We start from the raw sequence: 12,406 nt of genomic DNA, 5'->3' as shown, positions 1-12,406 counted from the left end.
ATGCGGCAGAAATGCAGCGTATTTTGCCACTATTGCCCGGCAGCGTTCGCTGTGCTGAGCCGTTGGACTTCCGCCTCCAACTCAGCTGATATATTTACAGGCCCCCCGGCGGCCTGGGCGCGCTTGTAGACCCGCAGCGCATCTTCCGGCCGGTCGACAGCGGCGTAGGCATTGCCCAGGTGATACAGAACCAGCGGGTGTTCCGACAGCACACGTGCCGAAGCTTCAAGATATGTGACCGCTTCTTCGTAATTGCCCAGCCGGTACGCGATCCAGCCATAGGTGTCCTGGAACGCCGGATCACGCGTGCCGCGCAGGCGCCTGGCCAGATGCTGCGCCCTTTGCAGGCTCTCATCGTCGCTGCGGTGGGTGCTGAGAAGGCTGGCCAGATTGTTCGCCACAACAATGGATCGGTTGCTGAGCGGGTAAAGCTGTTCATACACGGCAATGGCCTGATCCAGATCTCCGGCCCGTTCAAATTCGGTCGCCAGCAGCATCAGCAGATCGGGGTTTTCCGGCTGGGCAGCCAGCGCTTCGCGCAAAATGGCCTGTGCTTGGGTGGGATCGTTGCGGCTTGAGTGCAGTTCAAACAGGGCAAACCAGGCGCGGGTGGCATCCGGGCGGGTCTCGAGGATTTCACGATACAGGCGCTCGGCCTCGTCCAACTGTCCTTCGCTGGTCAGAATGCTGGCCTTCATGAAGAGCAGGATCAGCGAGTCGGGATCTTCGCTCAGCAGCCCCTCAAGATGGTTGGTGGCACCGGTCATATCGCCCTGGGCCAACATCAGGCGGATCAGAGCAACCTCGGCAGGCAGGCCGAAATCGGGGTCCCGGGTCAGTTCGTTCAGGAAAGCTTCCAGCTCGTCTGTGCGCTTTTGGCCCGCAAGCATATGCGCCCTAAGCTCTTTTGATTGCCGCAGAACCTGAGGATCGTCCATATCCCGCAATGTGCGCAGGACGATATCGAGCCGGTCCCAATCCTGTTGGCTCAGATAGACCTCGCCCAAAGCAATCAGCAGATCCGCATTATCCGGAGCCTGCCGCAAGGCATCGACCAGAATGCCTTCTGCGATTTTCGGGTCATCGCCGGCCAGAAGATACCGGGCATAGTTCAAGGATTCAGCGGGGGCGCTCTGGGAAAGCTCTGTGGCCAGCGCCAGCATTTCGCCGGTCAGTTCGCGGTCACCATTGCGTTCATGTGCCTTGGCCATCAGCGTTGCAAGATGCGGATCCCGCGGGGCTTCGCCAAGTGCTTCGCGCAGAAGAAGGATGGCATCGCCGGTGTTGTCATCCTCGATCAGCCATGCGGCCTTCAGTTTGGCGGCCTCGACCTCGGTGGGGTCTTCGGCCAGCACTTTCTCGACCACGGCCCGCCCGGCTTCATCCTGCCCGGATACAAACAGCATCCGCGCATATTCCACTTCGCTCTGGCGGGTTTGGGTGGTCCGCTCGGCATTCTCAAGCAGGGCCTGCATATCCGTCAGGGCCCCCTCGACGTTGCCCGAACGGAACTTCAGCGCAGCGCGCATGGTCTGAAACTGAAAGGCGTGGGCATCACTGGCTGCGACGATCGTATCCAACTCGGAAATGGCCGCATCCGGTCCCCGGTGATCGTTCAGAAAAGCGATAAGCCGTTGAACCGAAAGCGTTGTTTCTGCTGTTGGATCGGCTCGCGCCCGCAAGATATCTTCGGCGGCATCCAGATTGCCGTTGTCGATGTGATGTTCGACCAGCAACTGTTCTACGCTGGTGTCGCCGGGAAAGACCTGCATCATATGCGTGAGTTGCTTTTCGATCTCTGCGGGATTGGACAGCTCCTGCAGCGCCCGCAGTCTGATGGCGTAAAGACTGCCGTTCTTAGGCGCAAATGTCAGCGCGGTGTCGGTTTCGTCCACAACTCCCTGCCAGTCCTCGCTCCGGACCAGATGGTCGATGACCGTCTGTCGCGCGGTAATCAGGTCGGGATTGGTATTCAGCATTTCGCGGGCTGTATGGACGGTAAATTCCGCCTCAGCCTCATTGCCGGTCGTGACTGCCTGAGTATAGGCCAGCGTGTTGTTGAGGGATTGGATCACGATATCATCGGGGGCCAGCGCCAGCGCGGCTCCGGCATGGCGCTCCAATTCTTCCCAGTTGCCCAGATCCAGAGCCATTTCAGCCAGCGCCTGATGTCCTTCGAGATTGTCCGGATATTGTTCGACCAGCAAAAGATACTGACCATAGGCGATCTGAGCATTGCCGCGTTCACGCTCCAGGCGGGCAAAGGTCAGGCGGGCATCTTTATGCTGGCCGTTCAGCTTGAAGACATTCTTGAATTCGACCAGCGCGCGTTCGACATCCCCGTTTTCCAGATGAGCAAGCCCGGTCTGGTAATGCGCTTCCGCGCGTTCTTCGGCGGTGTCACAGGCGCTTAGAAACAGAGTGGCGGAGAGCAGGAGGACCGCCAGCGTTTTGCCAAAAGGGGTGTTGGTCGATGTCATTGTTGTGTCTCCCGCAGGGCCTGACGTGTCCAGACAGCGCCCGCCCGGGTCCATCCCTGTGCCATGTTACGGCGATATCAGCAGCCGGTGCAGCGCAATACGACCGTAACGGTCCGGGCCAGAATGGACAGATCGGTGCCAAAGGACATGGTCTTCCAGTATTCGGAATCGTGATAGGCCCGTTCGGCAAATGTTGACTGATTGCGCTTGGAGACCTGCCACAGACCCGAGATGCCAGGGCGCATGGAGTAGTAAAGCTTGCTGGGGTACAGCTCTTTTTGGGTTTCCATCATGGGGCGGGGGCCGACAACGGACATTTCACCGACAAGGACGTTCCAGAATTGCGGCAACTCATCCATGGAGGACTTCCGGAGGAACGGGCCCAGCTTGGTGATCCGCGGGTCATCGCGCAGCTTCTGGTTGAGGTCCCATTCGGCCCGCGCTTCGGGGTTCTCGGCAAGGTGCTTTTCCAGAACGGCCTCGGCGTCGTGAACCATGGTGCGCAGTTTTAGCAGATTGAAGCTCTTACCGTTCCGACCGACGCGTTTCTGGCGATAAAACGGGGTGACACCCTGACACAGCAGCAGGATGGCAAACATCAGAATCAGCGGAACAACGAAGGGTGCCGACAGCAACACGAAAGCAACATCGAAGATGCGCTTCCCACCATTTCTGTAAAACCCCGACCCGTGCGCCACGACAGGCATAACCGGAGCATTAGGGTAGCCAGGGTTGGCCACCTCTTTCGAATGAATTGTCACTATATAACCCCCCGGCACACACAAACACCCAAAACACCACCTACTCAACTCAGGAACTAGCTATGCTCAACCTCAACTTATGTATAAAAAATGTTATACATTTATATCAATTTAGCTCTGCCGATATCAACAACGCTTGGCAGACTTCCACGGAACAATTCTTAACAAATTCCAAACCACATGCCAAACAATAATCATGTGACAGGACCCTGGCTGACCACCAGAACCGCTGTTTTAAAGGGGTGATTTAGGGGCTTCGTTCTTCTTGCTTTGGTACGAGGACCCAGAAGTTGTGTCGAATGGAGCTACAATGATGAAATTTACGTTAATTTGATCGCAAAAAAGGTATTAATGAGTGGGCGCCCGCCCGCATGGGCCTTAGGCATGTGGTGCCAGGATTGACGCTATTTTGAGCAGTTTTTGAAGGAGGCTTCCGGAAACAATCACCCTGATGAGCATTGATTGAATTTGCCTGAGAGGGCTTTTAACGCATGTAACTGTTAGGGGTGTGACATGTCTTGATTTTATGGCACGCTCGTCACTAAGTACTTTTGGTTCATGTGATATGTTAGTGTCTGTAAGGGTTTTCTGGTGGTTCAGAGTGTTAAGTTGGATGATTTCCGAGAAACCAGAACCGGGTGTGACAAAGCGGAAGGCGACCGTGCGACCATGGTTCCCAAAGACGGATTTTACCTAGATTTCTTTGGACTGGACCGGCGCCCTTTCACGCTGCTGCCGGACCCCGGGTTCATGTATTGGTCGCCGCTGCACAAGCGCGGCTATTCGGTGTTGCAGTTCGGAATCATGAGCTGTGCCCCCATCACTGTCCTGACCGGTGAGATCGGGGCCGGGAAGACCACCCTTGTGCAGCACTTGCTGAGTGAGATGGAAGATTCGATCACGGTAGGGTTGATCTCGAACGCGCAGGGGGGGCGGGGCGAGTTGCTGCAATGGGTGTTGCACGCTCTTGGGTTGCCGATCGAGAATGACGCCAGTTATGTGCAATTGTTCCGGGCGCTTCAGGATTTTCTGGTCTCTGAATATGCCGAAGGCCGCCGCGTGGTGCTGATCTTTGACGAGGCGCAGAATCTGACGGTCGAGGGATTGGAAGAAATCCGTATGCTGACCAATATCAACGCAAACACGGATGAGCTGATCCAGCTGGTTCTGGTCGGGCAGCCCGAGCTGCGTGATCTGGTTCTGGATCCCAAGATGCGACAGTTGACGCAACGGGTCGCGGCAAGCTTTCATTTAGAACGCATGGATGAAGAGTCGGTCGACCATTACATCAGGCACAGAATGAAGATTGCCGGCGGGTCGGGTGAGGAGTTCACGGAAGCCGCTTGCAAACAGGTCTTTCAGCAAACCAGGGGCGTGCCGCGGCTCGTAAACCAGTTCTGCGACTTTGCGCTGCTTTATGCCTGGACCAATGAGACCAAGGATATCGACGAACATATCGTCAGCCAAGTCGTTCAGGATGGTGTATTTTTTGGTGGAAACTCGCTTGAGAAGGAGCTGACAGTCTGAAATGGGCCCCGTTCGCTATTACTTTTCCATTTTCCTGAGACGGTTTCCGTATTTTCTGATCGTTGCTCTGATTGTGTCTGTGGCGTCGATCATCATCGCCAGAGCTTTGCCTCCAACATATGAATCCCAGATGCGGCTGATTGTTGAATCCCCGCAGATTCCAGGCAACCTGGCGGCCAGTACCGTGAATACATCTGCGGCTGAACAGCTACAAATCGTGGAACAGCGTCTGCTGACACGCCCGGTTCTTTTGGACATTGCTCGCAATTTTGAGGTTCTGCCTGATCAGCAAGAGGCAACGCCCGACCAGATCGTCGATGCCCTGCGCCGGAATACACATATCCACATCAGCACTGGCCGCAATCAGGCCAGCTTGATGACCATCGTCTTTGAGGCACGTTCAGGCGCGATCGCGGCCGGGGTGCTGAACGAATACCTGACCGAAATTCAGAAGCTGGATGTCTCGTACCGTAAGGGGCGTGCGTCCGATACACTGGAATTTTTTGAACAGGAGGTGGAGCGGCTGAGCGATGAACTGGACAAGCGCAGCGCCCGGATCCTGAAATTCCAGAATGAAAATTCGGATGCGCTTCCCAGCAGCCTGCAGTTCCGCATGGCCCAGCAAGGCACGTTGCAGACCAATCTGGAACAGACCGACCAGCAGATATTTGCGCTCAAAGGTCAGCGCGAGAAACTGCTGAGCATCTACAGTTCGACCGGACAGATTGTCGGTGTGGGGCAGCAAGCGCAGACGCAGGCCCAACAACAATTGGCGCAACTGCGCAACCAGCTGGACAATCAGTTGGTGCTGTATTCGGAAAGCAATCCGCAGATCAAACTGCTGCGCGCCCGGATTGCCCGCTTAGAAGAGGTTGTGGCGGCTGAGCAGGCCGCTGGCAGTGTACCTGCCGATACGCAGACGGGGAACTCGGCGCTCGACATTCAGCTGGCGCAGCTGGATTCGCAGATTGCCGCCGAGGAAGATAAACGCGCCGTGATCGAAGAACGCCTTACAGATTTAACCCTGACGATCGACCAAACCCCGGCCAATGCAATTACGCTGGCCGAGTTGCAGCGCGATCACGATAATATCCAGACTCAGTACAACAACGCTGTGACACGCCTTGCCTCGGCATCAACGGGCGAACGGATCGAAGTAACCTCTCAGGGACAGCGGATTTCGGTGATCGAATATCCGGTGGTCCCAAGCGGTCCGACCAAACCCAACCGCCTGATGATCGCAGGGGGCGGAACGGTCTTTGGCATCGGGCTGGGGCTTGGGCTGATCCTATTGCTTGAGCTGTTGAACCGTTCGGTGAGACGGCCCGAAGATCTGATCAATAAACTTGAGGTGTGGCCGATTGCGACCATCCCTTACATGCGTTCGCGCAAAGAGGTGATCATTTACCGCCTGGCCTGGATCGCGGTGATCCTGGCCATCATGGTTGGTGTTCCGGCGGCGGTGTGGGCTGTCCACACGTATTATCTGCCCCTTGATCTGATCGCCGAACGTGTGATGGATAAATTGGAGGTTCGCTGGTGATGTCTGTTCTGTATATCCTGAGGAGGGTGTAATGGACCGTCTTCAGCAGGCGATTCAAAAGGCCCGTGAAGAACGGGAAAACCGGCAGGTTCCGCCGCAGCAAGCACCGGAAGAGTTTCAGGTTGAGCCCGAGGAAAGCGGTGTCGACGCCTGGGCAGCTGTGCCCGAGATCAAGATCAAGCCGCGCCTCATTTCCAGAAACCGTCTGGTCTCTTATGGGGGCGGTCAGGCAGCGGGATCTTATGACATGCTACGCACCAAAATGCTGCAGCAGATCCTGTCAAATGGCTGGCGTCGGGTGGCGCTGACGTCTCCGTATAGCGGTTGTGGGAAAAGCACGGCGGCGGCCAACCTTGCCTTCAGTCTTGGGCGGCAGGCAGACCTGAAAACGATTGTGATTGATCTGGACCTGCGGCGCAGAGGGCTGGCCGATATCCTGCAGCAGACCGGCGAACACAGTATGGCGGATGTTTTGCAGGGATCTGTAGCGTTCCGGGATCATGGCCGCCGCCATGGCAGCAACGTGATTTTCGGGTTGAACTACGCCCAGACCCGCAATCCGGCTGAAATTCTGCAGAGCCGGCGCGCCATCGAAATTCTGGAAGAGATCGAGGCGGAATTCAAACCGGACATTATTCTGTTCGATACGCCCCCCTTGATGGTGAGCGATGACAGCCACGGGTTCCTCAAGAATGTCGATTGCGCGTTGCTGCTGGCGGCAGCTGAAGAAACAAGCATCGATCATATCGACGTCGCAGAACGGCAGCTGGCCGAACTGACGCAGGTTATGGGGATCGTCCTGAACAAATGCCGCTATATCAGCGGAGCTTTCGGCAATGACCAAGGTTACTACTGAAACACACCCGGCTGACGCGGTCATCATCCCGCATTACAACGACATTCCCAGGCTGGAACGCTGTCTGAGTGCCTTGATGGACAATGATATTTCCAACACGGAAATCATCGTTGTCGACAATGCCTCTCCGGTGTCTCTGGATCAGATAAGCCGCGCCTTTCCCAAGGTGCGGTTTGTGGTGGAAACCCAAAAGGGCGCGGCCCATGCCCGCAATCGCGGCGTTGCCGAGACCACAGCCCCGCGGTTGTTTTTCATCGACGCCGATTGCGTTCCCGCCTCCGATTGGCTGACGGTTGGGCGCAGGATTGCCGACAGGGCCGACCTGATCGGGGGGCGCGTTGATGTCTTTGACGAAACCCCGGCGCCCCGCAGTGGTGCCGAAGCATTCGAGGCGGTCTTTGCCTTCAATTTCCGCAGATACATCGAAGTTCAGGGCTTTTCAGGCGCAGGCAATCTGCTGACCCGGCGTGACGTGTTCGACGCAATCGGCGGGTTCCTTAACGGTGTGTCCGAAGATCGGGAATGGACCATGCGTGCTGTGTCCCGTGGCTATAGCCTGATCTATGAAGACGATTTTCGGGTCAGTCATCCATCACGCCAGGATTGGCCTGCGCTCAAGGCCAAGTGGCGTCGAACCACGCAAGAAGCGTATCAACTGAACGGAACCGATCTGTCCGCGCGTTTGCGGTGGGCGTTGCGTGGTTTGGCCATGCCTGCAAGTGCGGTTGTGCATACGCCCAAAGTGTTGGCCAGCAATAAGCTGGGCTCGGTGGGTGAAACCATGCGGGCGGTTGCGACCCTGATCCGGCTCAGATGTACACGCATGGTCTGGATGCTGCTTCAGGCCGCCGGCGGCAGGATCTGATCTGTGACCAATAAAAAAGGGCCGCATCAGCAGCCCTTTTAACATAACATCTGTTATGAAGCTTCTTTTACACCGTCTGGCGGCGACGCATCAGCGCCAGCCCACCCAAGGCGGTTAGCAGCAGCATGCCACCTGCTGGCAGCGGAACCGCCGAGACATCGAAGTCAAAGCCGATCACCCCACCGTTGGTCGGTGCGGTCGATCCCGCCCACGAGAACACAAGTGTTTGGCTCAGACTGGTTGATGCGCTGCTGAACAGCGTGTTGAGCGTTGTCTGAAGGCCGTTGCCCAGAATCGCGCTTGTTGCAAACACGTTCGATGGGTTGGCTGTATCAACCCAGCTCATCGTCAGGCCAGTGAACAGGCCAAAGACATTGATCGTAACCGATGCGTTTGCTTGCCCAATCAGCGGATCAGTCGGTGATGTGAAATTCACCGCATAAGATCCCGGCCCGCCAGGGCTGGTTGCCGTTCCAATAAACAGCGGGTCTGACTTGATATCGTAAGTCCCGCCTGCACTGACCACCGTCACGGCGCTTGCTGCGCTGCTCATCAACACGACCGCTGCAAGCGCGACCAGCATGGTCTTTAAAGATTTAAACATCTATTCCACCCTCGTTAACTGTCGCGGTGAGGTCTGCCACGTCTAAAACCATCGTGACGCACACTCCCTTAACTTGAACTCTACCCACTCTTTTGACACATATCGAGTGTTTTTCTGCGAAATATGTCATTTATATGGCCACTTAGGGGATCTTGAAGCCACAATGAATTAAGTTATCAGCATCTGTTTCCAAATATTGAACGGTCATTTGGGGTCGGCGCGACTTAAAACCTCTCACTCTGAGAGCTGATTCTCGAGTGAAGCAGGTTCAAACAGTTGAAGAAAGGCCATCTTTTAACGGCCCGAAATTCGAAGGCGACGCGGTCATGCGTGTGCAAGCCGCATTTCGGGGAAAGTTGCAGGGATTGCACGTCTTATTTCCAAGAAAAAATTACAATGAGCTGCAATTTTATTTATTGTTTCCCGTCGTGGAGATGATCAGTAGAGTAAAGCACATCAACTGAGGAAAAAGCGCGAAATTATAGGGCTTTTGTAATTGTTCTTCGTTGCACGGAAAACTTCGTGTAGCTTTGGCAAGGTGATATTCTGAGTATGGGCGTTCAACTCTGCAGTCCGGATATATTCTTTATCCATTGTTACGCCTGATCGATTTTAAAAACGCCAGTACCGGATGGTGCGGTCTGGCGCATAGCTGCTGAGACCGCTGATGGATGCGTCTGATTTTTATCCTGATTATTTTTTCGATGACAAACATGCGACCCCCAGCGAGCGCCTGCAGGGCGGGCAGCAAACTCTTAAGCCCTGTATCTGGCTGATTACCCTGGCAACGTCCCACGACGTTGTGGCGTGGAAGTGACCTCGAAAAGCATAACAGGGCCGCCGCGTTGGTTCGGGGGGCTGCTGTTGCTGGCCGCAACAGTCATCGCCTGCCTGACCGTGCTGACCATCAATCGCGGCCCTCTCGTCTATTTCGATACCGGCAGTTATTTCCGGCAGGGCAACATTGCCTTGTCCATGATCCTGCCTGCGCCTGCACCACAGGATGGGATAGCCGCCCAATCCCCCGGTGCGGCGGCGGGAAAGGATGATGATGAAACTGCGGGCGGATCGCGTTCAATCGTATATGCCTTGCTGGTGGCCGCATTCTGGCGCGTGGATGCATTGGGTGGGGTTGCGGTCGTTCAGCTGGCGCTGCTTATGTTGGCGGTCTGGTTGGCAATGCGGTTGCTTGAACGCAGCGCCCCCACAGGGCGCACGCCTATTGTGCTGATCACCCTGCCCCTGTTGGCGGCTGCGACAACGTCACTGCCCTTTTATGTGGCTTATATCATGCCCGATATTTTCACATCGGTCATGCTGATCTTGATTGCTGCGGTGGTCGCATCGGGCCGGCAGATACAGATTGGCGAAGTGCTGGCCATTTTTGCGCTTGGCCTTTTTGCAGTCGTCCTGCATCCATCGCATCTGGGTATCGCGGTTTTGATGTTCCCCCTGACCGTACTGGCCGCTGTGTTGCGCATCGGACAGGGCCGCTGGCTTGCAGTCGGGTTCATGATTTTTCTGTCCGGTCTTGCCATGGCAGAGCGCAAAGTGTTCGAGGTGGCCGTTGAAACCGCCACCCAGAAAGAGGTGGTTTACACGCCTCACATAACAGCCAGGCTGATCGTGGATGGTCCTGGAATGGCATATCTGGATGACGTATGCCCATCATCCGAGCTGGCGACATGTGCGCTGCACGAAGCTCTGTCCTGGTCCGATGACCCCTATCGTTTGACCGCTTCGCATATCATTTTTGAGCGCTCCGAGAACCTTGGCTCGTTCCGCCTGATGACGGCAGAAGATCAGCAGGCTGTTGCCTTTGAGCAGCGCGATTTTTTCCTGCGCGTTCTGGCGGCACGCCCCATTGGCACCGTGTTGGCGCTGGCGGGCAACGCCACCGAGCAGTTGCTGACCAACAGCGTCGTGATGACCATCCCGAATGAAGTGGTGGTCAGCAATGTAAAATCATTGTCCGGGTTGCCGGAAGGCCAGTTCGACGTTTTGGATGACACCGTACTGACGGCGGATCAGGGTTGGATCGGGCCACTGGATACGGTTCATGCGGTGATCTACCTGATCTCTGCCGTCATTGTTGTTGGGCTGATTATCTGGCCCGGGCAGGTGGCCACAGCCTTCAGGGTCTTTGCATTGTTTCTGCTGCTTGGAATTGCGGTCAACGCACTGGTCTGCGGAGGGGTGTCACAGCCCGCCCCGCGATACGGTGCCCGCGTGATGTGGCTGTTGCCTTTTGCGGCCACCCTGCTTCTTCTTGTCCGGCGCCCCAAGGCGCTGCGCTCCGTTTCCGCTGAGGATCCATGATGTCCAACCCGTCTCTTTCCATCACTGTGGTCATGCCGGCTTATAACGCCGAACATCTGCTGCCCCGTGTCCTGCCGCCCCTTCTTGATATGCTGAAGGCTGATCAGGTGCAGCAGGTTCTGGTGGTGGATGACCAATCCCCCGACGGCACGGCCGCGCTGGCGCGCGACATGGGCGCAACCGTTCTGACCACTCCGGTCAATGGCGGTCCGGGCGCTGCCCGCAATCTGGCCGCACAGCACGCCACGGGCGATATCCTGTGGTTTGTGGATTCCGATGTCATCGCCTGGCCGGACGGGCCCGAGCATATTCGCCGGGCGATGTCCGAAGACAATGTAGGCGCCGTGTTCGGATCTTATGACGATGCCCCGGATGGGCAGGCCTGGTTTTCACGCTACAAGAACCTTCTGCACCGTTATCACCATCAGCGGGCCCGCCGCGAGGCGCGCACTTTCTGGGCCGGGTGTGGCGCCATCCGGCGCAATGTGTTTCTTGAGGTCGGAGGCTTTGATGTCAAAACCTACGAGGTCCCCTCGATCGAGGATATCGAGCTGGGTTACCGGATCGCGGCCACCGGCCGCCGTATCCTGGTCGAGCCGCAGTTGCAGGGCAAACATCTGAAAGTCTGGACTATTCGCAACAGCCTGAGCACGGATATCTTCTGCCGCGCCCTGCCCTGGGCCCGGCTGATGATCTCGCGCGAGGGGCTGACAGATGACCTGAACACCTCGATGGCCGAGCGGGCGCGGGCTGCAATTGCGGGGCTGTTGCTGTTGTCGCTTCTGGCTTTGCCGTTCTGGCCGGGGGCCTGGCCCCTGCCCTTGCTGTTGCTGGCGGCGGCCCTGATCGCCAATCTGGATTTGGTGCGCGCCATGGCTGGACATGGCGGGCCATGGTTTGCATTCAAATGCCTGCTCTACCATCAGGTCTATTACGTCTATTCCGCCACCGTCTATGTCTGGTGCCTGTTCGAATATCACGTGCTGGGGCAGAAGCAGAAGCTGCGCGTCACACGCGGATAGATGCATTTGATCTTGCCCCGCCAAGACCGTCGGTGGCCGAGTCGGTTCAGGCCGGTTTGCGGTGCTTGCGCGCATATTTTTTGCACAATAGGCGCAATGCCGCAGAATTGTTGAAAGAACGTGCATTGCCTCTCGGCGTTGGCCTTTGATTTCTGCATAGCAAATCGCGATCTGGCCCCGGTACGGGGGCAACGTATCTCAGAACAGCGGCAGGCCGAGCCCGCGAAATAAAAGGGTTTACTCTACGCCCTATTGTCTTTCTTTATATTTTCAAGGGCTTGTTGTACCGCTAACATAGCCAGGCTCGCTCCCCTCAAACGACCTCGGCTTCCATCCCGAACCCGGGCCTGACCACCCCCGGCCGACAGATCGTTTGCAGGCATCCTCGTGCCAGCTCTGGGTGGGCGGAACCTGTTTTAAAATGTCTGC

General features: G+C 56.6%; 10 protein-coding genes. 7 read left to right on the top strand and 3 right to left on the bottom strand.

The features are described 5' to 3' along the window. Positions 1-29 precede the first annotated feature (29 nt). Complete coding sequence (locus GS636_RS20625) at positions 30-2,480, bottom strand: tetratricopeptide repeat protein (RefSeq protein ID WP_171672180.1); 2,451 nt, start codon at positions 2,478-2,480, stop codon at positions 30-32. Positions 2,481-2,557: 77 nt separating this feature from the next. Then, complete coding sequence (locus GS636_RS20620) at positions 2,558-3,241, bottom strand: sugar transferase (RefSeq protein WP_371808758.1); 684 nt, start codon at positions 3,239-3,241, stop codon at positions 2,558-2,560. Positions 3,242-3,850: 609 nt separating this feature from the next. Here GS636_RS20620 and GS636_RS20615 point away from each other — a divergent pair. Genes GS636_RS20615 through GS636_RS20600 form a run of 4 tightly spaced genes read left to right on the top strand, consistent with a single transcriptional unit; the run spans position 3,851 to position 8,032 of the window. Next, complete coding sequence (locus tag GS636_RS20615; protein ID WP_253746791.1) at positions 3,851-4,768, top strand: ExeA family protein; 918 nt, start codon at positions 3,851-3,853, stop codon at positions 4,766-4,768. Between the two features lies 1 nt (position 4,769). Beyond that, on the top strand, positions 4,770-6,311 hold the full coding sequence (locus tag GS636_RS20610; protein WP_171672177.1) for a lipopolysaccharide biosynthesis: 1,542 nt from the start codon (positions 4,770-4,772) through the stop codon (positions 6,309-6,311). A 31-nt stretch (positions 6,312-6,342) separates the two neighbouring features. Further along, complete coding sequence (locus GS636_RS20605; RefSeq protein WP_171672174.1) at positions 6,343-7,167, top strand: CpsD/CapB family tyrosine-protein kinase; 825 nt, start codon at positions 6,343-6,345, stop codon at positions 7,165-7,167. Further along, the gene (locus GS636_RS20600) at positions 7,148-8,032 is read left to right on the top strand and encodes a glycosyltransferase family 2 protein (RefSeq protein WP_171672172.1); all 885 of its coding nucleotides are present in this window, start codon (positions 7,148-7,150) and stop codon (positions 8,030-8,032) included. The genes GS636_RS20605 and GS636_RS20600 overlap by 20 nt, the downstream gene beginning before the upstream one ends. 67 nt (positions 8,033-8,099) lie before the next feature. Here the strand turns inward: GS636_RS20600 and GS636_RS20595 are convergent, their stop codons facing one another. Continuing rightward, entirely contained in the window at positions 8,100-8,636 is a 537-nt protein-coding gene (locus tag GS636_RS20595; protein ID WP_171672169.1) for a VPLPA-CTERM sorting domain-containing protein, read from the bottom strand. A gap of 667 nt (positions 8,637-9,303) precedes the next feature. On the opposite strand from GS636_RS20595, the gene GS636_RS20590 reads away from it, so the two are divergent. Genes GS636_RS20590 through GS636_RS20580 form a run of 3 tightly spaced genes read left to right on the top strand, consistent with a single transcriptional unit; the run spans position 9,304 to position 11,977 of the window. Further along, positions 9,304-9,453 carry a hypothetical protein gene (locus GS636_RS20590; protein WP_171188992.1) on the top strand — a complete coding sequence of 50 codons (150 nt, stop codon included), beginning with the start codon at positions 9,304-9,306 and terminating at the stop codon, positions 9,451-9,453. Between the two features lie 47 nt (positions 9,454-9,500). Beyond that, positions 9,501-10,955, top strand: a complete 1,455-nt coding sequence (locus GS636_RS20585) for a hypothetical protein (protein WP_171672166.1) — start codon at positions 9,501-9,503, stop codon at positions 10,953-10,955. Beyond that, positions 10,955-11,977, top strand: coding sequence for a glycosyltransferase (locus GS636_RS20580; RefSeq protein WP_171672164.1), 1,023 nt, complete (start codon positions 10,955-10,957; stop codon positions 11,975-11,977). Before GS636_RS20585 ends, GS636_RS20580 begins: the two co-directional genes overlap by 1 nt. Positions 11,978-12,406: the final 429 nt, after the last annotated feature.

The sequence above is a fragment of the Ruegeria sp. HKCCD4884 genome, assembly GCF_013110855.1.
Taxonomy (GTDB): Bacteria; Pseudomonadota; Alphaproteobacteria; order Rhodobacterales; family Rhodobacteraceae; genus Ruegeria.
Note: the sequence above shows the minus strand (reverse complement) of the source record. Positions and strands in the feature narration are given on the sequence as shown.